This is a genomic window from Cognaticolwellia mytili (assembly GCF_002104475.1).
GTDB classification, from domain to species: Bacteria; Pseudomonadota; Gammaproteobacteria; order Enterobacterales; family Alteromonadaceae; genus Cognaticolwellia; species Cognaticolwellia mytili.
Window position 1 is genome coordinate 39,571 of the sequence record NZ_NBOF01000004.1, and the last position, 26,197, is coordinate 65,767.

Consider the following 26,197-nt stretch of genomic DNA (forward strand, 5'->3'; position numbering starts at 1 on the left):
ATCATGAGTAATGAAAGTTTATTAGCGCAATTAGGTGATGACTTAGATTTTATCGATCGCCATAACGGCCCAAACCTTGCTCAAAAAGAATCTATGTTAAGTGCGTTGGGTTTGGCATCAAGTGGTGACTTGATTGATGAAACGGTGCCAGAAAATATTCGTCTTCACCATCCAATGTTACTTGCTGATCCCTTGAGTGAAGTTGATATGCTTGCAACATTGCAATCTATCGCAAAAAAAAATATCGTCAATAAAAGTTTTATTGGACAAGGGTATTACGATACTCATGTGCCGAAAGTAATCTTACGAAATGTATTTGAAAATCCTGGTTGGTATACCGCTTACACGCCATATCAGCCGGAAATATCACAAGGACGTTTAGAGGCATTACTTAATTATCAACAAATGATCACTGACTTAACGGCTATGGAGTTATCTAATGCTTCATTGCTTGATGAAGCGACTGCGGCGGCAGAAGCGATGAGTTTATGTAAAAGAGCCGGTAAAAATAAAAGTAATAATTTCTTTGTTAGTGATGATGTTCACCCTCAAACATTAGATGTTATTCGCACTCGTGCTCGATATTTTTCTTTTGAAATCATTGTTGCGCCAAGTAGTGACTTAGATCAATACGACGTTTTTGGTGCGTTGTTACAGTATCCAGGTACAACGGGTCAAATACAAAACTTAGAGTCATTGATATCTCAAGCACATAGTAAAAAAACATTAGTTGCTGTAGCAACTGATTTACTTGCCTTGACACTATTGAAAGCGCCAGGTGAAATGGGGGCAGATGTTGTCATTGGTAGTGCACAACGATTTGGAGTGCCTATGGGCTATGGTGGTCCTCATGCTGCGTTTATGGCAACGAGCGAAAAATATAAGCGAACTATTCCAGGTCGTGTGATTGGTGTATCCATCGATACTAAAGGCAAGTCTGCCTTACGTATGGCTATGCAAACACGTGAACAACATATTCGTCGTGAAAAGGCGAATTCGAATATCTGTACAGCACAAGCTTTACTAGCCAATATGGCATCATTTTTTGCTGTATATCACGGACCTGATGGTCTGAAAAAAATTGCCCGTCGCGTAAATCGTTTAACTTCCATTTTAGCTAAAGGTCTAGAACAAGCTGGTCTCAGCCTTGTTCATGAACACTTCTTTGACACTATCACCATACAAACCAATGAAAAAACGGGAGCTATCTATCAGCGAGGACTCGATAAAGGACTTAATCTACGTCGACTTCCTGAGCAATTAGGTATTAGCATTGACGAAACGACTACTGCGGATGATATTGAAGCCTTATTATTTGCCATTACTGAGCAAGTGATAAAAGTAGCAGAAATAGAACCATTATTGAGCGAAGAGTTTCACTATATTCCAGAGCTGTGCCGCCGTAAAAGCGAGTTTTTAACTCATCCAGTATTTAATAGTTACCATAGCGAAACACGTATGTTGCGCTATTTAAAAAGCCTTGAAAATAAAGATTTTTCATTGACTCATGGCATGATCCCACTTGGCTCATGCACAATGAAGCTTAATGCGACTGCACAAATGATCCCAGTAACTTGGCCCGAATTTTCACGCATGCATCCTTATGCACCAAATGAGCAATGCTTAGGTTATCAAGCATTGTCAGACAGCTTAAGCGAAATGTTATGTAATATTACGGGATACGATGCTTTTTCCTTACAACCTAACTCAGGTGCACAGGGCGAGTATGCAGGACTAATTGCCATTCAACGCTATCACGAGTCTCGCGGTGATCATCATCGTAATATTTGCCTTATTCCAAGTTCAGCACATGGCACCAACCCTGCGAGTGCAGCCATGGTATCAATGCGTATTGTGATTGTTGCTTGCGATAATCTCGGTAATGTTGATATGGATGATCTGGCGAGTAAAATTGAACTCCATGAAGAACAATTAGCAGCGATTATGATCACATACCCTTCAACACACGGTGTGTATGAAGAGAGCATTAAAGAAATATGTCAACAAGTACATGATGCTGGCGGCCAAGTTTACTTAGATGGCGCCAATATGAATGCACAAGTAGGAATAACATCACCTGGTTTTATTGGCTCCGATGTTTCTCACCTTAACTTACATAAAACATTTTGTATTCCGCATGGCGGTGGTGGACCGGGTATGGGACCTATTGGGGTTAAATCTCATCTGACTGAATTTCTTCCTGGCCATTGTACCGAGAGCTCTTCAGGTGCAGTTTCGGCGACAGCTATGGGAAGCGCCTCAATTTTGCCTATCTCATGGGCATATATCGCGCTCATGGGAACTAAAGGTTTAACCGAAGCAACTGAGTTAGCCATTTTGAATGCTAACTATATTATGGAAAAACTAAGCCCGCATTATCCGGTGCTATTTCGTGGTCATAAGGGTCGTGTTGCGCACGAATGTATTATTGACTTGAGACCAATAAAAGAGTCATCAGGGATAAGTGAAGAAGATGTTGCGAAGCGTCTAATGGATTTTGGTTTTCATGCACCCACTATGTCATTCCCTGTTGCGGGTACACTGATGATTGAGCCTACCGAAAGTGAGTCGCTTGAAGAGCTTGATAAGTTTATTGATGCCATGGTTACTATTCGGCATGAAATAGCGAACGTTGAAGATGGTACATGGACTTTAGCGGATAACCCCCTTGTTAATGCTCCACATACATTGAGTGACTTAACCGAAGAACAATGGCCACGCGCTTATTCACGCATGACAGCATGTTACCCAAGCAGCACGCCAGATAAAGCCAAATTTTGGCCGTCAACAAACCGCATCGATAATGTTTACGGAGATAGAAATTTAATTTGTGGCTGTCCGGGTATTGATACCTACAGCGATTAATTTATATGCTCATTAGAGCACTTAACTAGAAGCAATAAAGTGTTTAACACTGAAGTTGTAGTAACTGTAAAAACAGAGGAAAGAAAATGAAAAACATGAAACTAAAGTTTGTATTACTCCCTATTGCTTTGGCAATAAGTCCAACATTTATGGCTCAAGCTGCTGATGCAGATACACAAAGCCAAATAGAAGCCTTGCAAAGACGTTTAGCTGAGCTTGAAAGTGCCGACAAGAAAGAAGAAGCAAGAAAAGAAAATTATGGTGTTACTGTTTATGGTAGTTTTCGACCAGCGTTAACCTATAATGACTTTGGCAATGGTGATAGTAGTACAGATGTAACTGATTTTTTCTCTCGTATTGGCTTTAAGGGCGATATTAAAGTAAACAATGATATTACTGCTTTTTATCAAGGTGAGTGGGATGTTGATGTTGAAGCTGATGCTGATTTTGGTGATGCACGTCTAGGTTTTGTTGGCTTAGAAGGTAGCTTTGGCCGTGTTGCTCTTGGTAAGCAATGGAGCCCTCATTACAATATCGTTGCTGAAGCAACAGATTTATTTAACAATCGCTCGAGCCCATTTGGTTATGATGAAGCAAGTCCTTTCCGAACAAACCAAATGGTTACCTACTCATATACTAGAGGCGGCTTTAAGCTAGATGCTGGTTTACAGTTTAACGGTGACACTGAAAATTCTGCTGGCGGTGATAATTCAGAAGCAAATAGCACTGAGCATGTTGATTCTGGTTCAATCGGTGTTAGCTATAGCTTTGGTGATTTTTATGTTGGTGCATCTTATTTAGATCAGCAGCTAGGTGACAATGACGAAAGAGATTTTCGTGCTGTTGCAGGTAGCTGGAAGGTAAATAAAGATCTTTATGTTGCTGTAACATACCAAGATATCGAACGTACTATGGGTACTGCTGTATATGACCAATCATCATTAGATATTGCTGCATCATACGCTTTAACTGAAAAATATACCTTCAAAACTTCTTATTTTGATTGGGATGGCGACGGTCAAGGCCGTACGTTTGACGGCTACAACTTTACACTTGAAAATCAACTCAATGATTCAGTTCGAGTGTTTGTTGAATGGTTAAGTCGTGATTTTGAAGGCGCTGATACACAAAAGAGTGTAAGTGTTGGTATGCGTTATGATTTCGAAGGCTTATTTTAATAGAAAATGTTAAAAATTAATGCTCGCGCATAAAAAAAGTGGCTGAAAAGCCACTTTTTTTTATTCGAAAGAAGCCCGAACCTTATGGCTTCGACAAGGTTAGTGTCGCTCTTCATGATGATAGTGTCGTGTATTGCTTAATCCGAGCTGAGGTTATTTCATCAGATATAAAAAAACCGCTCAATGAGCGGTTTTTTGTTTAGTTAACTCTTAACCGTTAGTTAAAACGATTAGATACCAGAAGAAAGGCGAAGCGCCTCCGCTTTATCCGTTTTTTCCCAGCTAAAGGCTGTGAAAGTATCATCACCAACAGTCATCTCAAATGGTTCGCGACCAAAGTGACCGTATGCCGCAGTTTGCTTATACATAGGGTGCAAAAGGTCCAACATTTTAGTGATACCGTATGGGCGTAAATCAAAATGTTCACGTACTAATTCAACTAAACGCTCTTCTGATACTTTACCTGTACCGAATGCGTCAATTGAAATTGACGTAGGCTCAGCAACACCAATCGCGTAAGAAATTTGAATTTCACAACGATCAGCTAAACCGGCAGCAACAATGTTTTTCGCAACATAACGACCAGCATACGCTGCACTACGGTCAACCTTTGATGGATCTTTACCTGAGAAAGCACCGCCACCATGACGAGCCATGCCGCCATAAGTATCAACAATAATTTTACGGCCTGTTAAACCACAATCTCCAACCGGACCACCAATAACAAAACGACCAGTAGGGTTTACATGATATTTAGTTTCAGGTGTTAATAGTTCAGCTGGTAATACGTGTTTGATAATATTTTCCATTACCGCATTGACTAGATCTTCTTGTTTAATATCCGGGTTATGCTGAGTAGATAGTACAACCGTATCAATTGCTACTGGCTTATTATCTTCATAGATAAAAGTAACCTGAGATTTAGCATCTGGACGTAACCAAGGTAGAACCCCTGATTTTCGGGCTTCAGCTTGGCGCTCAACTAAACGGTGAGAATAATACAAAGGAGCAGGCATTAACGTTGGTGTTTCGTTAGTCGCGTAACCAAACATTAAACCTTGGTCACCAGCACCTTGTTCTTCAGGTTTATTACGGTCAACACCTTGAGCAATCTCCGGAGATTGTTGGCCAATTAAATTCATAATGCCACAGGTTTCACCGTCAAAACCAACATCAGATGAAGTGTAACCAATTTCGCTAATAACGTTACGCGTTAGCTTTTCTAAATCAACCCAAGCGTTAGTTGTTACTTCGCCAGAAATAATCGCAACACCTGTTTTAACCATAGTTTCACAAGCAACACGTGCATTTTTATCTTTAGCGATAATAGCATCTAATACCGCATCAGAAATTTGATCGGCAATTTTATCTGGATGTCCTTCTGATACTGATTCAGAAGTAAAAAGGTGTGTAGACATAAACCCTCTGTATAAATTAATTGAAAAACAATAGCTGCTTTTAATAGCGACATTCTAACTGTTTAGTTAATATTTTCCTAGAGTTATTTACGCCTAGATGGCTAAACGTCTTTGTGCTGAGTCAAATTTATCGCAAAATCTCTGAATTACTCTCGTACTTAGCGCAAAAAATAAGCTTATGGAAATTTATGCAGTGAAAGTGATTGCTGCCATATATGCGAAAAAAGTTGCTGTTGTGAAATGCTATTTTGAGAACTATAAAAAGTAGCACTCCCTACATGAGTTGATAAATTTATGAGCTGGTGAGCTATTAATTGACGTTGTAATTGCTCAGTTACTGGCTGTGCTGTTTCCATGATCGTAATGTTATTGCCGCATATTTCATGAATTAAGCTTGTTACCAGTGGATAATGGGTACAACCCAAGACAATAGTATCAACACCTTTCTCTATTAGAGGTTGTAAATAAGCTGTTAGCATTAATTCGCAATCCAATGAATTTTTTTTATCTTGTTCTATAAGTTCGACCAAACCAGGACAAGCTTGAATATAAATTTCACTGGTATTGCTATATTGTTGTACTAAGGCTAAAAAACGTTGATTTTCAGCCGTTGTTTTAGTGACCAATATAGCTACTTTTTTCTGCTTACTCTGTTGAGCTGCTGGTTTAATTGCAGGCTCCACACCTATTACGGGAATAGCAAGGTTTTGGCGTAATTGATCAATTGCGCTCACTGTTGCTGTGTTACAGGCAACAACAATTGCTTTGGCATTTTTCGCTACAAACCAATCAGCAATGTCATTGACTCGTTGCTGAATAAATACTGTTGATTTTTCACCATAAGGCGCATTTAAAGTATCTGCGACATAAAGTAAGTTCTCATTGGGTAGCTGTTGCTTAATGCAGTGCATAATCGATAAGCCACCAATACCTGAATCAAAAACCCCAATAGGCCGAGAACTGGTATTTTGCTGCTTCACTAAATCGCTAGTGATAAAAGTGTGAGTGTTTGCTTTTGGCTGTGTGGGCATTAAGTCTACGTAGGTTAAGAGCTGAAGTAAGTTTGTCTGCGTTAAGTATATTATTAACAGGCAAACAAGGTCTATCAATTAATTATAAAGTTGTCTGTACTATTACATACAAGGCAGAAATGCATATACTTGAATGTGTTTTTCTAAATAATGTGCGGCAATATTAAAGATATTTTTTGAGAGTAAGAAAAGATAGTGACTTCCAAAGTGCCGCCGTTTACATTAGTTCTGAATATAGGGTGTTTACTCAGAGTTGCGCGGAAATATTGTTGAGATTGTTTGTCTTCAATTGAAGTAGGAAAAATTTTAAAATAAGTAGAATATTAGAAAGAGATATGACTTCCAAAGTGCCGCCGTTCACATTAGTCCTGAACATCGGGTGCTTTTCTAGAGAGTTGCGCGGAAATATTATAGATATTTTTGAGAGTAAGAAAAGATAGTGACTTCCAAAGTGCCGCCGTTCACATTAGTCCTGAACATCGGGTGCTTTTCTAGAGAATGCGCGGAAATATTGTTGATATTGTGTGTCTTCAATTGACGTAGGGAAAATTTGAAAATAAGTAGAATATTAGAAAGAGATAGTGACTTCCAAAGTGCCGCCGTTCACATTAGTCCTGAACATCGGGTGCTTTTCTAGAGAGTTGCGCGGAAATATTATAGATATTTTTGAGAGTAAGAAAAGATATGACTTCCAAAGTGCCGCCGTTCACATTAGTCCTGAACACCGGGTGTTCAGGGCGGAAATATCATTTTAACCGTAGGCTTCCCGATACGAGCCGGGCTTGCACAATAGCTAATAATCAACATCCTTAGTTAAAACTTATCGGCTCAGGGACATAGTTCACAAACGAACACTCCAGAAGACAAATTCATTATAGCTAATAATGTCAGCCGTATTAAGTCTTTTATCACTTGTAAGACCTGAATGCTTAATGCTTGAACAGATTGAAGTTTCTTTGAACAAAAATATTAAAGACAAAAATATATCAGATAAATGCTGATATTAATTAAGCACTTTTTGGTGAATTAACGGCTTGTTCTATAGTGGTTTGTAGCAATTCAATTTTGCTTTGCATTTTTTCACGTTCTTGCTCAAGTTCAGAGCGAGCTTGAATTAAGTCGTTGGCAAGGTTAAGCGACATCATTACCAGTGCTTGTTCGGGGCTCTTCATTACAGCACTTTTTTTAGTGTCTTTTTCTAAACGTTTGTTGATTTCTTCCGCCGCTTGTAAAAGCGCAGATTCATGACCAGCAGGACAAGCGATTTTTAATCGTTTGTTGGCAACATTAATTGTTACTGTGTGTTGGCTCATTACGTCACAATTCTCAAAACATTAACTTAGTTCATTGAGTAAAATACTCAATATAATTTTGCTGTTGGTGATTAATCGTTTACAGCTAACACTAAGAAAAGTAAATGAATACTAAAACTCAATGTACAATAAAGAGGAACTATAACGGTGAGTGTTACACTATGCAAGTGATCTCTATGGTTTTTTCTGGAATCGAAACAATGCCAATGTTACGATAGCGGCTAATATACACCCTATTGAAATTATATTTTTATGTCTGATAGCAGTTCTTTAGATTTTCCCTCTGCGCAAGCAATTTTAACCAGTGAAAGTGTTGAAGCACATGCCGCTGAAATCCACGGTGTACTTACCGGCCTTGTTTCGGCAGGCTTTGAATTTGAAAGCAGCGATTATATTGCCATGGTTAACGATATGCTTAATAACGCTGAAGGGCTACCAGTACGCGTTAAAAGCTTAATAAAAGATATGTATAGCGACATTTGGCAACAAATTCTTGATGAATCATATAGCTTTCAATTGATGTTGCCAGATGATGATGACTCCATCGTTGAGCGTGGTCACGCATTAAGTAAGTGGGTAGAAGGTTTTAATCTCGGTTTTGGTTTACAGCAAACTAAAACCACTACTTTTTCTGATGATGTAAAAGAAGTACTTGCCGATTTTGTTGAAATCGCTAATTTGTCTGATGAAATGGAAGAAGACGAAGATACCGAGCAAGCTTATTTCGAAATTGCAGAATACGTTAGAATTTCTGCCTTACTTTGCTTTACTGAATTGGGTGCTCCGCCAGAGCCTAAAGATAAAGAAGCAACGCTACATTAGCCATAAAATAGTTTACAGCTAAGTAATCAAATACGTACAGCTGAAGTACACTCTAATAAATTAATTTTACTAAAGAAATTATTTAGCTGTAGATAGACCACTATTAAATACTGACCAATATGATCAAAAATACTTTATTACCTGCTGCTGAGTTTTGTCAGCGTAGAAGTGATTTTATTACGAAAATGCCAGCTAATACTATCGCATTAATTTCTGCGGGAAAGGAAGTTACCCGTAGCAACGATACTGAGTACCCATTTTGCCAAAGTAAAAACTTTTATTACCTGACTGGTTTTAATGAGCCAGATGCAATTTTAGCGTTGGTAAAAGGAGAGGGTGTAGAAGCAGAGCAAAGTGTTTTATTTTCTCGTGAAAAAGACAGTTTTCAAGAAGTATGGCATGGCCGACGCGTTGGTCAACTAGCTGCAGTTGAAAACTATCAGTTTGATTTATGCTTTAGCTTAGCTGAAGTTAGTGAGCAACTTTTACCATTAATTGAAGGCAAAAGCTCGGTGTTGATTTGTCAGCAAGAGCATGGCGTATTTGAACAACAAGTGTTGTCTTGGTTAGCTGAGATCAGAAAGTTAGCTCGCACTGGTGCTAAAGCGCCAAAATCATTAGTAGATTGCAGTGAAATAATACATGAAATGCGTTTGCACAAGTCAGATGCCGAGCTTGATATTATGCGTCAGGTTAATGTTATTAGTGGCGCAGCCCATCAAAGAGCTATGCAGCGAACATCAGCTGGTAAGTTTGAATATCAAATTGAAGCTGAACTCTTGTATGAATTTGCTAGCAATGGTGCGCGTTATCCTGCGTACGGCTCTATTGTAGCTGGTGGCGATAACGCCAATATTTTGCATTACACTGATAATGATGAAGCCCTTATCAATGGTGATTTATTGTTAATTGATGCGGGTGGAGAATTAGCCGGTTATGCCGCGGATATTACTCGAACATTCCCTGTTAACGGTCAATTTAGTGTTGAGCAAAAAGCGATTTATCAACTGGTACTTGATAGTCAAAACTTAGCAATTTCAGCGATAAAGCCGAAGCAAACATTTGCTGAACTTAATCGTTTAGTGTGTAACTTTTTGACTCAAGCTTTATACGACTTAGGAATTTTAAAAGGCGACATAACGTTATTGTTAGCCCAAAATGCCTGTAAAAAATACTTTATTCACGGCCTTGGTCATTGGTTAGGGCTTGATGTTCATGATGTTGGTGACTATCACTCTAATCAGCAACGTGAGCAATTACGCCCGTTTGCGCCAGGCATGGTGATGACGATTGAACCGGGAATTTATATCCCACTCAGCGATAAATCAGTTGATGAAAAATGGCGTGGTATTGGCGTTCGCATTGAAGATAATATTGCGGTAACCGAATCTGGTTTTGAAAACTTAACTGTCAATGCTGCAAAAACTATTGCTGATATTGAAAAGGTGATGGCTAATTAGTGTTCCTTTGTGCGTAATCCATTGATTAAGCACAAAGTGATAACGCTGATAGCAAGTTAAACTTAGCGTCATTAACGACAGAAAAATAACAATAGGTTAACGATGAACAACAGTGAGCAAAACGCTAGTACTAGCAACACCAAAGATGCACAGCACTTTGACGTAGTCATTTCTGGTGGTGGTTTATCAGGTGCTTTAATGGCATTAAGTTTATCTAGCCTAGTTACTCATCAACAAACCCCTTTAAAAATCGCCATTATCGAAGCTAATCCGGTATTGACTGACCCGTCACAAAGTTTTGATGATCGCGTGTTAGCCTTATCACATGGTAGTGCTGCTTATTTAGAAAGTGTTGGCGCTTGGCAATATCTAAAAAACCATGCTGAGCCAATTAAAAATATTCATATTTCAGACCGTGGGCATTATGGCAAAGCGCGACTGTATGCTAAGCATCATCAAGTTGACGCCTTAGGTTATGTTGCTGAAATGTCATTTATTGGCTCGGCATTATTAAAAACCTTAGCGACTAAAAACAATATCACTTGGTTTGCCCCTGACAGTATTGCCAATGTGCAATGGCAACCTGAGCAAGTCAATGTAGAGTTAAATTCTGCTACGCAGTTAACTACCGCGCTATTGTTGGCTTGTGATGGTGCGCAGTCTGCGTGTCGAAAATTTGCTAATATTTCCACCACTAGTCGTGATTATCAGCAATCGGCATTAATCGCTAATGTTGCTACGGCAATTCATCATAAAAATATTGCCTATGAACGTTTTACTCAAACTGGCCCTATTGCCATGTTACCGCTTTCAACGTTGCCACAGTCAAATTCGACTAGTGTAAATGGTCAACAAAGCAGTGCAGGGCGTTGTTCACTGGTGTGGACACTAACGCCAGAGTTAGCCGAAGACATGCTAAATTTATCTGATGATGAATTTGCTGCACAATTAGAAAAATCGTTTGGCCGCTGGTTAGGTAATATTACTCAAGTAGGTAAGCGCGCGGTTTACCCATTAAAATTATTACAAGCAACTGAGCAGGTTTATCACCGTATGGCGTTAATAGGAAATGCTTCTCATACTATTCACCCTATTGCTGGCCAAGGTTTTAACTTAGGTTTACGTGATGTCAGAGATATGACTCAAGTGATAAAACAAGCATTAGCGAATGGGCAAGACATCGGCTCATTTAGTAATTTGATACAATATGCCAAATCTCGCCAGCAAGACCAAAAACAAGTGATCGGCCTAACAGATTCACTGGTTACCTTATTTTCTAATCAATTACCGCCGTTAGTTGTAGGGCGCAACATTGGTTTGAAAGTAATGAATTATTTACCTGTGCTTAAAAATGCCTTGGTTAAGAAAACTATGGGCTATTGATGTGTGGGCGATTAATACGTGAATTACTAGCAAATTACGAAAAGAAAATACAAGCGGCTCGCAATATTATGCGAGTTACTAGACATAAAATGAATGTGAAAAACAATGCAAAAATTTGATCTATTAATTGTTGGTGGTGGCATGGTTGGCTTAACGTTAGCATTAGCTATTCGCCAACAAACTGAGCTTAGCATCGCTATTGTTGATAATACACCTGTCGATGAACTGGGCAGCGAGCCTGAAGTGCGCGTTAGTGCTATTAATGCAGCAAGTCAACAAATGTTCAATAACCTCAATGTTTGGCAAGATATAATTGCACAACGTGCGCAGCCTTACCATGACATGCATATTTGGGATAAAGCGGGGTATGGGCAATTAGATTTTGCTTTAAAAGATGTTAGTAATTCAATGGCCACTAGTAACCTTGAACAGCTAGGCTTTATTATTGAAAATAAAGCCATTCGCAATGCCTTATGGCACAAAGCTGAACAAGACAGCGGCATTACCTTTTTTACTGATAACAAATTAGATCAGTTAAATTTTAGCGACAGCGAAGTGTTTGCTACTTTTGCTGCGAATAGTGATACGGACAAGCCACAAATGCCAGTGATGGCAAAACTTGTTGTTGGTGCAGATGGCGCTAATTCATGGGTACGTCAGCAAATGAATGTGCCATTAATATTTCGTGATTACGACCATCACGCCATCGTTGCCACTGTTAAGTGTAAGCAAGGGCATCAAAATACCGCATGGCAAGTGTTTCTAAAAAACGGTCCATTAGCTTTACTGCCTTTATATCAAGACAACTTATGCTCAATTGTATGGTCAACAACTCCTGAAGAAGCATCGCGACTAAGTACTTTGTCAGCCGAAGACTTTGCCAAAGAAATAACAGCGGCCAGTGATGGTAAGCTTGGTCAAGTATCACTGGAAAGTGAACGCTTTACTTATCCTTTAACTATGCGTTTTGCTCAAGAATTTGTAAAAGGGAGTACTGTTTTAGTTGGTGATGCTGCTCATACCATTCATCCATTGGCGGGGCAGGGAGTTAATTTAGGTTTGCTTGATGCCGCCGCATTAGCGCAAATAATTAGTCAGCAAGTGAGTAAAGAACAGCAAAAGGGTAGCCTTGATGATAACGCATGGTTAAGCGATAAGTCGTTGCAGCAATTCGCTCGCTGGCGCAAAAGCGAAGCGGCAGAAATGATCACCGCAATGGAAGCCATTAAGCAAACTTTCACGCCACAGCAAGGGGCAATAAAGTTAATACGTGGTTTAGGTATGTCACTACTCAATAATATCAAACCCGCTAAAGCCTTAATGATTAATCAAGCATTAGGTTTTAAAGGTGAGTTGCCAGAGTTAGCTAAGCCTATTCAACGGCAACAAAAGTAAGCTCTTTCCGCTATTTTAATTGACCATTCAGTCAAGAAAGCCCCACTTTTACCAGCTAATTTAAGTAAAATTAGCTGGTCGATACCTTCGTTAAGTTAATTCTTTACATCAATTTAAAATTTTTATTTGCCACAGAGGATGTTTGCATACTTGTTGGTGAATTATATTTTTAAAGGTGAGTTATTTGGAAATATAATTTGGAATATTTTTATTTGTCCATTTTAAATTTTTTAAAAGGCGTTTTATCTGTTGAATCAACAGCAACACACAGTTATAATCTTGGTCACTTTTTGTAAATCTTCCGTCTTTATCCTAGTTTTACATGAGTATATGTCAGTGGTGTGTTTCCTTAAAACACACTGAAACTACGATAAAGCAACTAACGTGAGTGAAACGAACGATGACAAATAAAACAGTATTACATGCTAAGCACATAGAAGCCGGCGCTAAAATGGTTGATTTTTACGGTTGGGAAATGCCTATCAATTACGGTTCTCAAATTGAAGAACATCATGCGGTGCGCACAGACGCTGGCATGTTTGATGTTTCGCATATGACCATTGTTGATGTTAAAGGTGCAGACGCACAAGCATTTTTACGTAAACTAGTTATTAATGATGTGGCTAAATTAGACGTTGCTGGTAAAGCGCTATACACAGGCATGTGTAACCACGAAGGTGGTGTTATTGATGACTTAATCGTTTATTTTTTCACTAATACTGACTACCGTTTAGTAGTTAACTCAGCGACACGTGTAAAAGATTTAGCATGGATTGCAGAGCAATCTGCAGGTTTTGATGTTGCCGTTACTGAACGTCCCGAGTTTGCCATGATTGCTGTTCAAGGCCCGCAAGCAAAAGCGAAAGTTGCAACACTACTTAACGCAGGCCAATTAGCAGCTGTTGATGGTATGAAGCCATTCTTCTCAGCGCAAGCTGATGATTTATTCATTGCAACAACAGGTTACACAGGTGAAAACGGTTATGAAATCGCTTTACCTGCTGACCAAGCCGCTGATTTATGGCAGCAACTACTTGATGCTGGTGTTAAACCTTGTGGCTTAGGTGCTCGTGATACTTTACGCTTAGAAGCGGGTATGAACCTATATGGTTTAGATATGGACGAAAATGTTTCTCCGCTAGCGGCGAACATGGCATGGACAATTAGCTGGGAACCAGAAGATCGTAACTTTAACGGTCGTGAAGTTATTGCGGCACAACGTGCTGCTGGCGACCAACCTAAACTTGTTGGTTTGGTACTTGAAGAGAAAGGTGTATTGCGTACCGGTCTTAAAGTTGTATCAGCAGAAGGTGAAGGTATTATTACTTCAGGCACTTTCTCACCAACATTAGGACACAGCATTGCCATGGCACGCGTTCCTCGCAGTGTCAAATTAGGCGATACTGTTGAAGTTGAAATGCGTAAAAAGCTAGTTAAAGTTCAAGTAATTAAGCCAAGCTTTGTACGTAATGGTAAGAAAGTTTTTTAACAACTTTGCGTTAAATCAACTTTCATTAGTTGCTTTGCAAACTAGCTTAAAAACACTGAAATTTAGGCTATAGTATGAACTGAGTGGCGCAGGCCAAACTTTGTACTATAGAGATTTACATAATAATTTAAAAATACAAATTAGGAACAAAATAATGAGCAACATTCCTTCAGAATTAAAATATGCAACATCACACGAATGGGTACGTAACGAAGGTAACGGTGTCGTTACTGTTGGTATCTCTGAGCATGCACAAGGCCTTTTAGGTGACATGGTGTTTGTAGAATTACCTGACGTTGATGATGAAATCAGTGTTGGTGACGACGTTGCAGTAGCTGAGTCTGTAAAAGCTGCTTCTGATATCTACGCACCTGTTTCAGGCAAAGTTATTGCTATCAACGAAGATCTAGAAGATTCACCTGAAACTGTGAATGCTGATGCATTTGGCGACGGTTGGTTATTTAAAGTGCAATTAGCTGACGAAGCTGAATTAGACGCATTATTAGATGCTGAAGGGTATGCAAACTCGATCGACGAAGACTAGTTTAACGTCGCTAATCGATTTATGCTGCATTGTCTACATGGATGTAGGTAGTTAGGTTAAGTTTGGAACAATTAGCCTGTGCCTAAAAGTCGATTATCTTAGTTAAGCAATATGTTTAAGCCTCGAAAATTCTTTTGAACATCGAGGCTTTATTTTAGAGTCTGTTGATCTTTCGAAATTTTTTTTGCAGCGATTTGTTGGGTATTTATACAAGGCAGAACCTTTACCATGTGGTTGTTCCACATAAAAGGCGATAACGTTGTAAAAATGTCTAACAAACACTGTCCAAAGGATTTGGCTAAAAGCTCTTTGTTGAGTAGTACTTGCTTAGAATGACTAGGCTACACACTACTCGCCTTGAATAAGCGTTTTTATCTCGAACAAAATTTAATCGCGAAAGATCAACAGATCCTATTTAAATATTTTTAATTACGATTAACTTACGTTAATCAGTAAACTATTTTATAGAGAAGCTGTTTTATGACTACTCAATCATTAAAAGACCTAGAGCAAAACCAAGACTTTATTCGTCGTCACATTGGCCCTAATGCCGAACAAACTCAAGCCATGTTAAATGATATTGGCGCAGAGTCTGTTGATGCGCTTATCGACGAAATCGTTCCTTCAGACATTCGCTTAGCAAATTTACCAGCGATTGAAGAAAGTAAAACAGAAGTACAAGCACTTGCTGATTTAAAAGCAGTGGCGAGCTTGAACAAAGTAAATGATACCTATATTGGTTTAGGTTACTACGGCACATTAACGCCGAACGTTATTTTACGTAACGTATTAGAAAACCCAGGGTGGTACACCGCTTATACACCTTACCAACCAGAAATTGCTCAAGGTCGTTTAGAGTCATTATTAAACTACCAACAAATGTGTTTGGACCTTACCGGTTTAGACTTAGCATCAGCATCATTGCTTGATGAAGGTACTGCAGCAGCAGAAGCTATGTCATTAGCTAAGCGCGTATCTAAAAACAAGAAATCAAACCTATTTTTTATCTCTGATGACGTATTCCCACAAACTATTGACGTTGTTAAGCAACGTGCAGAAATGTTTGGCTTTGATATCATTGTTGCGCCAGCGGCAGACGCAGTGGAGCATGATATTTTCGGTGCTCTTATCCAATATCCTGGTGCTTCAGGCGAAGTAACTGATATCAGTGAATTGATTGCTAAAATTCACGAGAAAAAAGGCATTGTTGCTGTTGCTGCCGATATCATGAGCTTAGTGTTATTAAAAGCGCCAGGCGAGCTAGGTGCTGATGCCGTAATCGGTTCAAGCCAACGCTTTGGTGTACCAATGGGCTACGGCGGGCCACACGCAGCATTTTTCACCACATCAGACAAATACAAGCGTTCATTACCTGGTCGTATCATTGGTGTATCAAAAGATACTCGTGATATGCCAGCATTACGCATGGCAATGCAAACACGTGAACAACATATTCGCCGTGAAAAAGCCAACTCAAACGTGTGTACTGCACAAGTATTATTAGCGAACATGGCAGCGTTTTACGCGGTTTACCATGGTCCACAAGGCTTAAAAACGATTGCTAACCGAATTCATCGCTTAACTGACATTTTATGTTTAGGTACTGCAACGAAAGGCTTAACCGCTATTCATGCAAACTACTTCGACACATTAACGTTCAACGTAGATAACAAAGAAGAAATTATCACACGTGCATTAGCTGCTGGTGTTAACTTCCGTACTGATGTTGACGGTCAAATTAGTATTTCATTAGATGAAACCACAACTCACAAAAACGTTAGCGGTTTATTTGATATTTTATTAGGCGAAGGACATGGCTTAGACGTTAGCGAACTTGATGAGAAAATCATCGCGAGCGGGCATTCTTCAATTCCTGCATCACTTGTACGTGAATCAGCAATTTTAACTCACCCAGTATTTAACTCATACCATAGCGAAACAGAAATGCTTCGTTATATCAAAAAACTTGAGAACAAAGACTTAGCATTGAATCATTCAATGATTTCTTTAGGCTCATGTACGATGAAACTAAATGCAACAGCGCAGATGATCCCAGTATCATGGCCTGAGTTTGCTAACATGCATCCTTTTGCACCAATTGACCAAGCGGTTGGTTACAAGCAGATGATTGATGAGCTAGCACAGTGGTTAGTTGAATTAACGGGTTACGACAAAATGTCAATGCAGCCTAACTCAGGTGCACAAGGTGAATATGCGGGTTTAATCGCTATTAGCAAGTATCACGAAAGCCGTGGTGACTCACACCGTAACATTTGTTTAATTCCTGCTTCTGCGCACGGCACTAACCCAGCGTCAGCCATGATGGTTGATATGAAAGTTGTGGTAGTTGACTGTGATAAAGAAGGCAATGTTGACATGGCCGACTTAACTGCGAAAGCGGAAGAGTTACGCGATAACCTTGCTTGTATCATGATCACATACCCATCTACGCATGGTGTATATGAAACAACGATTGCAGAAATTTGTAATATCATTCATGACAATGGTGGCCAAGTTTATCTTGATGGCGCAAACATGAATGCACAAGTAGGACTAACTTCACCAGGTTTCATTGGTGCTGATGTTTCTCATCTTAATTTACACAAAACTTTCGCTATTCCACATGGCGGCGGTGGTCCAGGTATGGGTCCTATCGGCGTTAAATCGCACTTAGCGCCATTCTTACCTGATCATGCATTAATCAATGTAGATGAAGAAACTAAAGGTAATGGTGCGGTTTCAGCAGCACCTTACGGTAGTGCTGGTATTTTATGTATCACTTACCTATACATTGCCATGTTAGGTAAAAAAGGTGTTACAGACGCAACTAAATACGCAATTACTAACGCTAACTACTTAGCAACGAAGTTAAGCCAACATTACCCTATTTTATATTCAGGTAAAAATGGCCGTGTTGCACATGAATGTATTATCGATTTACGCCCAATTAAAGCTGAATCAGGTATTACTGAAGTAGATATGGCTAAACGCTTAATGGATTACGGTTTCCACGCACCAACCATGTCGTTCCCTGTAGCGGGTACGTTCATGATTGAGCCAACTGAATCTGAATCAAAAGTTGAACTTGACCGTTTTGTTGAAGCTATGGTGTGTATTCGTAATGAAGTACGTAAGGTTGAGTCTGGTGAGTGGTCAAGCGACGACAACCCATTACACAACGCACCGCATACACTAGCGGATATTACTGATACTTGGGATCGTGCTTACTCGATTCAAGAAGCAGTATTCCCAGTGCCTGCGGCAGCAGCGAATAAATTCTGGCCAACAGTTAACCGTATTGATGATGTGTACGGGGACCGTAATTTAATTTGTAGTTGTCCACCTGTTTCTAGTTATCAAGACTAGTAACTAGTTGATATAAAATAAAAAAAGCGAGCTACGGCTCGCTTTTTTTGTGTTTGTATGTCAATAATACTATAGCTTATCTCATACGTTTTCGTGAAAGCATAATCTAATACTCATGGGGAATATCTGTAATGTCACAAATCATTTTTAACTGGGAAGACGAAATTGATTGTAAATTTACCAATGAAAAAATACCTGCTGATTCGCTCGGAAGAACTACCTTGGCAAACTTTTTAGATAGGCACCTTCAAAAGTATAAAGGCACTTCGTACGTATTAAATTTAAACGGAGATTGGGGGGCTGGGAAAACGTATTTTATAAAGCGATGGGCGAATTCAATTCATTGCAAACACCCAACGGTTTACTTTGATGCATGGGCTAATGATTTTCACAATGATCCTTTAGTGTTAGTTGTGAGCCAAATTGTTGAGCAAATAAGTAGTTTAATTGAAGGGAAAGGCCAAAAGGAAAAGAAAGATAAACTAGTAAAATCCACAACTAATTTATTCAAATCAGTTGCACCTGAGCTATCAAAATCACTAGTGAAATCTCTATTAAGAGTCGACATTGATGATATAAATGGAAGAATAGAAGAAACTCAAAACTCTGGTAAAGATCTTGAAAATATTGTATCAGCAGCAACTAAAGGGTTATTAAATCTTCACAATAAGCAAGCTGACTCCATTAAAGATTTAAAAAACCTAATTAAAGCAACGCTTGAAGATGTCATTACTAAAAATAATGAAGATAAAAATAAGCGCTGGTCTCCGATGTACATATTTATTGATGAGCTAGATCGTTGTCGGCCTAATTTTGCAATTGAGGTGTTGGAAGTTATTAAACATATATTTGATATTGAAGGGGTTGTATTTGTAATTGCTACAAATACAAATGAATTACAACATTCAATTAAATCAGTGTATGGAAGTGGCTTTGATGCAAATAAATATCTGATGAGGTTTTTCAATCGGACATATGAGTTACCTGCTCCTGATTTGTCTGGCTTTCTAAGTTCTTTACCCTCTTTCCAGTATATAATTGAGCGAATTGTTAATACAAATAAATTAGAAATTATTGATTGGAAGGAGGAAGCCATTATTAAGGTTGCGAGTAACCTATTTAATGCTCTTAATATTGATTTAAGGTCAACAGCTCAAATCTCAGATCGAGTATCAAGTGTATTAGCTATGAATCAGAGTGAAACAGGAGCCCTATGGATATTGGTTCTTGAATCTTTACGTGTCTCTCTTCCTAATTCTTATAAAATGATGGTTAATCAACAGCTTAGCTCTCAGTCTTATGAAGAGAATGGCCTTAGTCGAAAAATATTTATCCCCCTAAGAGAAAAAGCGAAATCGACCGAATACATATCAAAATCTGAAACACTAGAACAACATGAAAAACTATATGGTAATGATTTTTCTCATCATGTGAATAATAATCGTACAAAGACTCCTAAAGTTTTTAATATGGATGTGAGTATCAGAGAAATGATTACTAATATTCAAAAACATATAAAAGATCTGCAAATAAGTTCTAGACAAAGTCAGTCTGAATCTTTGATAGAGTGGTATATGGTTAAAACTCATAGCGATGTGAGGGTGTTTATTAATTACATCGAACTTGCTTCTCACCTAGAATAAAGCACTGTATGAATTTCAGTACCTGATATATCGAATTGAGTGTTATTGTCGCGGTGGCGACGGCACCCAAAGAGGGCTATACGCCGAACCCTCTTTGGAAACTCCCAGCGCTGCTAACAAACTATTATCTTCAATTAATAAAAGTGTATTCGACACTTATTTAAGTAATAGCGCTGAACGCACTGCGCTCCTTGCCATCCATGGCACCGCGCTTTACCGTTCATCCTGAACATAATCCATGCCCTACATCGCTTTGTTCATCATCCCTGATGAACATACGTGAACGCTTTTATTAATATCAGCGTTTGTTCAAGAAGACTTTGGTGACCGCAGCTTTTTTCGTATTCCTATTAGCGGCTTGGCTTGCTGGACAGTTTTAACGATCACTAAATCCCCGTCTCAGCGCTGAAATATTAATTTTTAACGGCAGTTTATCGAAGACAGCCATGGATGGCTGGAACTGACGTAGCGCAGGGACGAGCATTCGTCAGGAATCGATAACTGCAAAAATTATTATTTTAGTGTTAGCTGAGCAGGGCACAGCGGGGGATGCAAGGGGGAGATCTGTGTCTATCTCCCCCTTGCGTGTAGTCGGCACCCCGACGCCAAGCAGTTAATCAAACTCCAAGCAAACTATGGTGATCGCTAATCTTCCGTGATCCTCTTAATCTAATTATTCTCACGACCGAACAATGATCACCAAATTCCCATCTCAGTGAATAAAGACCTATTTTGATTAGCGTCAGTCAATTGGAGCCATGGCCGATCTTAGGTATCCATACCTTCGCGGCATTAGTGCATCCCTGCACGTCGACGTCGAGGGCTGCCGTTGTTCATGGATGATAAATCGGCAGGTATCGTGGTTTACGCTAGTTGATGGTTAAATGTTTTGCTGAGTAGGGCGCCATGGGGAGTCCAGAGGGGCTTTTGGCGTGCAACGCTCCTCTGGGTGTTGTCGCCACCGCGACGCCAAACAGAGAATAAAATCCCAAGCGGGCATTGGTGATCGTTAGTTTTCCGTGTTTCTCTGCTGGTAGATTTAGGCACTCAAGAGTAACGATCACTAAATTCCCGTCTCAGCGCTGAAATATTAATTTTTAACAGCAGTTTATCGATGACAGCCATGGCCGCTCATAGGCATCCATACCTTCGCGACATTAGTGCATCCATGCAGTCAACCCCGACACTAAGCAGCTAACTAAACTCTACATTGTTGATGGTTTCGCTCTAATTAATAGGGCATATCACAAGTAATACGCCTATTTGTATTGTGATATAAATTACTACTTAGAAACTAATTCTGCTTCTTTTAACTTTTTAATAAAACTGCTAACTTCTTCAATACCTGGGTTTTGTACTCTAGCAATTGATTCTGCAGCAACCTCAAGGCCGACTACTGTTGAACAGGCAGCGTGGTATTGTAATGCATCTCTAATCGATGCATTTAGTGAGTAAGATAAAGCAATTTTAGACTCCGTTTTTATCTTCTGAGTTTCTTTGTTTTTTAACTCAATTTTTTCTGTTACGGCTTTTTGCGTGCTATCAACTGACAAATTCGTTCTTTGTGCTAAATACATATTATGCTGCTCTCTGCGCAAAATAATATTTTTAAGTATTTCTGATCTACGGGCGTTGATCCCTGTAGTAATAACTTCAATTGCTTTGTTTGCAAAATAAGCTTGTTGAAATTCAGAGTTAATACCACTAAAGACAGCACCACCAGCTGAAAATGCTTGCGCTGTTGGCATGTGAGATAGCACCGCCCCAGCTCCAGAAAACAATGTTGATAGACTACCCCAAAAAACTTCGGTATCACCTTTTTGAGCAAAAAGAGCTCTCATGTAATCTCCGCACTTTTGGTTTGACGATGCTAAAACTCTATCTTGAACTTCATCACGAATTATTCCAAAATCAGCAATAAGTAATTTCTCATGATCAATACTACAATCAGTTTTGCTTGAACTAGAATCATTGGTAAAACCATAATTTTTTAGTAACTTACAATAATCTAATGTTCCAAAGCTATCGCTTTCATCGCTTAATGAGAATACTTTTGGTTCATAAAATATACTACCGGCCCCCGCTATATTTGTTCTATTACTATCTCTGTCAGTATAAATAGCTGAACAACCAGATGTTACTGCCGTTATTATCACAATATTTAGTAATTTCATAAAATCCCTCTCTAGAAGTGTCCTGGTTAAAAAGTGAACAGGTGTAAATCTAGCGTAGTTTGAGAATATTTCAACTATCCTGCTGCTTTTTGGGATTAGTGGGGAGTTTGTGTCAACATTGATATTGATCGGTTTGGTTAAATAAATGCGGGCAGGTTGAATTTAATAGTAATGTTGCATTGGGTATCCCAAAAAAATAATTGTTATGCGGGGGATGCAAGGGGGGAGATCTGTGTCGGTTACCTAAACTTATAGGCCTCTTGTGTGCATTCGCCTCGGCAACTGCTCTTCGATAATTGCTCCTGCATTATTCTCCTTCCGCACGTCCTGTGCTGACAGGTTGCTCTATCTTCTGCATCCATGCATCCATGCAGTCAAGCCCAACGCCAACTAGTCAGTAAAATTCCAAACGTTAGCTACTGTGGCAATTAACAGGACACTCGCTTTAAATTGAACTAAGAAAGTGTACTAAAAATTAGTCGTTAAACGCTTGCCGATAAATGTAGACAACAACCTTTTCCTGCAAAAGTTAACTGATAACCTGGCTCGCTATTGCTAGCAGATGGTGAAACTTTTTCTAACATGCCTTTTTCGATTAAAAAGTCCAACATGTTGGTAGATAGCTCGCCTAGTCGAGTCTTCGCGGTAATTTCCATTTTGGTCGCTACCCCCTTGAAAGAATACATAGCTTTGATGATTTTAGCCTCTGCTTCAGACAACTTTGGCATGCTGCCTGTGTATGATGGATACTGGTGTAATGGAAATTTACCTCGAATAGTTTTGTAAGAAGCTTGCATTGCTTTAATGTCATCCTCTTTGTTCTCAGTTAATTTAAAGGTATGAAAAACGCCAGACTCTTTACTTAAGTAATCTACTTTGGCTAAAAAGATTGGTAATCCACAACCTTGGGCAACGTGGTAAAAGCCTGTTTTCCATTTAGGTACTGCGCCGCGGGTGCCTTCAGGGGTAAATAAGAAGAATACTCTCTGCAACTTTTGGCTGTCGATAAAGTCTTTTATCTGCTGAACTTGGCCAACACCTTTTTCTGAACGGTCAATTGGAATAGCACCTAGGTACATTAGCCAAGTGCCTAACACTGGAACTCGGCAGATACTGTCTTTAATAGAGAAATATATTTTCACATCTTGTTGTATGGCGGCACCAAGTGCGTAGAAAAAATCCCAATTTGAAGTATGAGGTGCTGCAATGGCAACTCCTGCTCCTTCTGGCGCGTTTTCGCAAAGCTTCCAACCCGCTATTTTAAACCAAAGCGTGAAAAGAAACTTTAAGAAATATTTTGTGAAAATACCGTCGAAGATAGTTTTATCACGAATGATGAGTGGTTTTTTGGCCATAAGAATAGAGATTTTTTCGTTGAACATAGCTAATATTCTAGCATGTAAGCAGTAGAAAACATTGATATAGTGTAAAATTTTGTGGTGGTTTTTTTTTGTTCATCAGAGATTGATTTTAAGGGAAAAAGCGCTTTTGTAAGAGTCAGTAACCACGTAAATATTAGAGCTATCGTTTTATTGCGCGGTAAGCATCAATTATATGTTGAACGTTATTTTCTTTACTCTTTAAAGTAGCCTGTAGAGAGCCTTGCTGAATACGTTGATAATGGCTAATCGTTTTCTGCAAATATTTATCAACAACTTCAGCTTGTTTACTTGATGTTGACTGCCAAATTTTATTGCCAACGGCGCTTATTTTGTTGTGTTTTTTATCTAAACTCTCGTCTAATTTTTCACTTAGGGATGAAACTAGCAATATTTCATAAAAGCGCCGATTCTCTTCAATTAGCACTTCGTCTTTCAGGGTAAAATCAAGTTTGATTAACTTTTGACGTAATGAGAACTGGTGATGGACAGGGCAGAGTAAAAAATCAATATTCAAGTTTTTGTGTTGCTGATGAATCGCTTCAATGAATTTAATCATCAAATCACCACCAACACCGGCAATAATAATCAGGTGTTTGCCCTTGTATTGGGTTAGCGGCAGCTTCGCTACATCGAGGCAGTGAGTTTTCCAAACTGAATTCGGGTAAAAACGCTCAAGTTTTTTTTCTACATCAGCCATAAGTTCAGCAACGATATCGACAAAATGAACCTTGCTGTTAGCTTGGCTTGATAATAATGCAAAGCCTAATAAGCCATGATCACAACAACAATCCCAAATATGGTCGTATTGTGATATCACCATTTTTTCAATTTGCTGCAAACGGTTGCTGATTTTCAAGATAAGTCTCAGGTAAGTATTTTCTAATAATTTAAAATGGCAATATTGTATCGCTTAGTGGCAGCTTAATGGCATTGCAAATAAAGGTTGTCTGCTTATTGCTCATTTTGGGACTCTTCATCAAGAATAACGACTCTATTAACAGATATCATTTTTTTGGGCACCGTTGTGTAACCTAGCTCTTCGCTATAACCCACTTCTACTTGTGCAATAGCCTCAAGTATCTCGTAACCTTCAATCACCTCGCCAAAAACAGCATAGCCCCATGAGCGTCCAGGATCTAAATTGGTATTGTCATTGAGGTTAATAAAGAATTGGTTAGTTGCTGAATGAGCATCGTTGAGCTGTTTGGCCATTGCAATAGTACCTTCTTTATTTTTTAAGCCATTACCTGACTCATTAAAAATAGGCTCATCGTGTTCGACATCGAAATAGTTAGTCATAAAGCCACCACCTTGAATAAGGTATCCTTCTTCTACACGGTGAATAAGTGTTTTGTCATATTGTCCTCGGGTTACGTACCCTAAGAAATTATCAACCGTAATCTTTGCTCGATATCGGTCAAGTTCAATAACGATACTTCCCATTGAGGTTTCTATTCGAACTTTTGGAGATAAATTATTTGGCTGAATATACTGTCCCTTGGTATTGACGGCAAGTAATTGAAATGACATTAGTGCAGAGATAATAAAGATGAAAAGTCTGATCACGGTGACGCCTTTTGTTAAAATGCGATATAAAAAAATAATATTTTAACAGCTATTATCTTTGCTTATCAAAAGTATTTAAAAACGATTAAAATAGTGGTGATTCATGAGTTACAGGTTAATTATCTTCGCTATTATTGCTATATCACTCTATTTTATGACTTTATTTATCAACCTGAGTTGTAGCTTGTTAAATAAACAAAGAATAAAAAACATTAAAAACTTAAGCGATTACAAAACCATAACTGTCAGTTATATTTTGTTTTGTCAAAAAGTAAATAAATTAGTCATTGTTTAAAGTCACTTGCTTGTTTATATTGACAAAGATTTTACAAATATAGTTTTAAGGGATTAATGACAGTATCAACACAACAAGCACCATCAGTATCACACGGCTTTGAACTTCAACCCGGAAAAGTAGTTGATGTAGAAATTAACCATCCAGTTAAAGTTCGTATTAAAGTGCCGTTAATTGGCTACGAAATGGGCAAGTATATTATTTTGAAACACCCAGTTTCGTCGAGGCCAAGTGATTATCAAGATGTTCTAGTTGACGGTAATGTGGTAATAGTTCGTTATATTTTAGAAGGTGAACATGGGCAATGTTTTGCTTTTCGTTCGACAATAAAACATATCACTAAATACCCTGAAAGCTTTATTATTGTAAACTACCCTAAAAAAATTGAAAGCCGTCAATTACGCTTGCAACAACGCATTATTACCCATTTACCGGCAAGTATAATGGTTGACTCAGAAAATGGTGACCAAAAAAGTCTCCGTTTAAGTGGTGTTATTGGTGATATATCGACAAAAGGCTGTGGTTTCGCTTTTAAAGCCGATAACGCTAAAATAACAGTAAACAAACGCGATGTTTTTGTTTGTATTCAGCATCCTAATACTGGCGAAGTTAAAATCCCTGCCACTGTTTGTAATAGCCGAAATGAACAAGGCAAGGTAAGTGTTGGTATCAAATTTTTTGATGATGATGAACAAGTTGGTAGTTTACTTGAGCAACTATTCATTGATCAAAATATGCTGTAAAACACTAACCTTTGAGAGAGTAGAGTTTTCGTAAACCTGAATGCCGCTTAAAATAGGGTGTTCAGTCATAATGTTTTTACATATTTATCATAATTCGACTTATCATTTAGTCATTTTACAAACTAATAGA

18 protein-coding genes, 1 other RNA gene and 1 pseudogene are annotated in these 26,197 nt (G+C 38.8%); 11 read left to right on the top strand and 9 right to left on the bottom strand.

The window, feature by feature from the left end:
- Positions 1–3 precede the first annotated feature (3 nt).
- The gene (gene gcvP, locus B7C41_RS13750; RefSeq protein WP_085299514.1) at positions 4–2,865 is read left to right on the top strand and encodes an aminomethyl-transferring glycine dehydrogenase; all 2,862 of its coding nucleotides are present in this window, start codon (positions 4–6) and stop codon (positions 2,863–2,865) included.
- Between the two features lie 86 nt (positions 2,866–2,951).
- Positions 2,952–4,043, top strand: coding sequence for a porin (locus B7C41_RS13755; RefSeq protein WP_085299515.1), 1,092 nt, complete (start codon positions 2,952–2,954; stop codon positions 4,041–4,043).
- A gap of 230 nt (positions 4,044–4,273) precedes the next feature.
- Here B7C41_RS13755 and metK read toward each other — a convergent pair whose 3' ends face one another.
- The 4 genes from metK to B7C41_RS13775 all read right to left on the bottom strand — a co-directional run bounded on the left by metK (position 4,274) and on the right by B7C41_RS13775 (position 7,805).
- Positions 4,274–5,461, bottom strand: a complete 1,188-nt coding sequence (gene metK / locus B7C41_RS13760) for a methionine adenosyltransferase (protein ID WP_085299516.1) — start codon at positions 5,459–5,461, stop codon at positions 4,274–4,276.
- Positions 5,462–5,637: 176 nt separating this feature from the next.
- A complete protein-coding gene (gene murI / locus B7C41_RS13765; protein WP_085299517.1) occupies positions 5,638–6,492 on the bottom strand; it encodes a glutamate racemase in 855 nt (284 codons plus the stop codon).
- A 684-nt stretch (positions 6,493–7,176) separates the two neighbouring features.
- Positions 7,177–7,358: non-coding RNA, 6S RNA (ssrS, locus tag B7C41_RS13770), on the bottom strand.
- A gap of 141 nt (positions 7,359–7,499) precedes the next feature.
- Entirely contained in the window at positions 7,500–7,805 is a 306-nt protein-coding gene (locus tag B7C41_RS13775; RefSeq protein ID WP_085299518.1) for a cell division protein ZapA, read from the bottom strand.
- A 252-nt stretch (positions 7,806–8,057) separates the two neighbouring features.
- Here B7C41_RS13775 and B7C41_RS13780 point away from each other — a divergent pair, with 252 nt between their 5' ends.
- The 6 genes from B7C41_RS13780 (at position 8,058) to gcvH (ending at position 14,898) form a co-directional block, all read left to right on the top strand.
- Positions 8,058–8,627: a UPF0149 family protein gene (locus tag B7C41_RS13780; protein WP_085299519.1), complete on the top strand. Its 570-nt coding sequence runs from the start codon at positions 8,058–8,060 to the stop codon at positions 8,625–8,627.
- A gap of 119 nt (positions 8,628–8,746) precedes the next feature.
- Entirely contained in the window at positions 8,747–10,087 is a 1,341-nt protein-coding gene (gene pepP / locus B7C41_RS13785; RefSeq protein ID WP_085299520.1) for a Xaa-Pro aminopeptidase, read from the top strand.
- Between the two features lie 102 nt (positions 10,088–10,189).
- Positions 10,190–11,470, top strand: coding sequence for a 2-octaprenyl-6-methoxyphenyl hydroxylase (gene ubiH, locus B7C41_RS13790; RefSeq protein WP_085299521.1), 1,281 nt, complete (start codon positions 10,190–10,192; stop codon positions 11,468–11,470).
- A gap of 105 nt (positions 11,471–11,575) precedes the next feature.
- Positions 11,576–12,865, top strand: a complete 1,290-nt coding sequence (locus tag B7C41_RS13795) for an FAD-dependent monooxygenase (RefSeq protein WP_085299522.1) — start codon at positions 11,576–11,578, stop codon at positions 12,863–12,865.
- Positions 12,866–13,265: 400 nt separating this feature from the next.
- Positions 13,266–14,354, top strand: coding sequence for a glycine cleavage system aminomethyltransferase GcvT (gcvT, locus tag B7C41_RS13800; protein ID WP_085299523.1), 1,089 nt, complete (start codon positions 13,266–13,268; stop codon positions 14,352–14,354).
- 154 nt (positions 14,355–14,508) lie between these two features.
- Positions 14,509–14,898 carry a glycine cleavage system protein GcvH gene (gcvH, locus tag B7C41_RS13805; RefSeq protein WP_085299524.1) on the top strand — a complete coding sequence of 130 codons (390 nt, stop codon included), beginning with the start codon at positions 14,509–14,511 and terminating at the stop codon, positions 14,896–14,898.
- A 102-nt stretch (positions 14,899–15,000) separates the two neighbouring features.
- On the opposite strand, the pseudogene B7C41_RS20435 reads toward gcvH, so the two are convergent.
- A pseudogene (locus B7C41_RS20435) lies at positions 15,001–15,247 on the bottom strand (hypothetical protein).
- 131 nt (positions 15,248–15,378) lie between these two features.
- Between B7C41_RS20435 and gcvP (B7C41_RS13815) the strand changes: the two are divergent.
- Positions 15,379–18,264, top strand: a complete 2,886-nt coding sequence (gene gcvP, locus B7C41_RS13815; RefSeq protein WP_085299525.1) for an aminomethyl-transferring glycine dehydrogenase — start codon at positions 15,379–15,381, stop codon at positions 18,262–18,264.
- 131 nt (positions 18,265–18,395) lie between these two features.
- Positions 18,396–19,907, top strand: coding sequence for a KAP family P-loop NTPase fold protein (locus tag B7C41_RS13820; protein ID WP_085299526.1), 1,512 nt, complete (start codon positions 18,396–18,398; stop codon positions 19,905–19,907).
- Between the two features lie 1,283 nt (positions 19,908–21,190).
- On the opposite strand, the gene B7C41_RS13825 is transcribed toward B7C41_RS13820, so the two are convergent.
- The 4 genes from B7C41_RS13825 to B7C41_RS13840 all read right to left on the bottom strand — a co-directional run bounded on the left by B7C41_RS13825 (position 21,191) and on the right by B7C41_RS13840 (position 25,029).
- Complete coding sequence (locus B7C41_RS13825; protein ID WP_085299527.1) at positions 21,191–22,081, bottom strand: hypothetical protein; 891 nt, start codon at positions 22,079–22,081, stop codon at positions 21,191–21,193.
- Positions 22,082–22,563: 482 nt separating this feature from the next.
- Positions 22,564–23,463, bottom strand: coding sequence for a 1-acyl-sn-glycerol-3-phosphate acyltransferase (locus tag B7C41_RS13830; protein ID WP_235839718.1), 900 nt, complete (start codon positions 23,461–23,463; stop codon positions 22,564–22,566).
- Positions 23,464–23,602: 139 nt separating this feature from the next.
- Entirely contained in the window at positions 23,603–24,319 is a 717-nt protein-coding gene (locus tag B7C41_RS13835; protein WP_235839719.1) for a tRNA (adenine(22)-N(1))-methyltransferase, read from the bottom strand.
- A 95-nt stretch (positions 24,320–24,414) separates the two neighbouring features.
- Positions 24,415–25,029, bottom strand: a complete 615-nt coding sequence (locus B7C41_RS13840; RefSeq protein WP_235839720.1) for a peptidylprolyl isomerase — start codon at positions 25,027–25,029, stop codon at positions 24,415–24,417.
- 351 nt (positions 25,030–25,380) lie between these two features.
- Between B7C41_RS13840 and B7C41_RS13845 the strand changes: the two genes are divergently transcribed.
- Complete coding sequence (locus B7C41_RS13845) at positions 25,381–26,067, top strand: PilZ domain-containing protein (RefSeq protein ID WP_085299529.1); 687 nt, start codon at positions 25,381–25,383, stop codon at positions 26,065–26,067.
- Positions 26,068–26,197 lie beyond the last annotated feature (130 nt).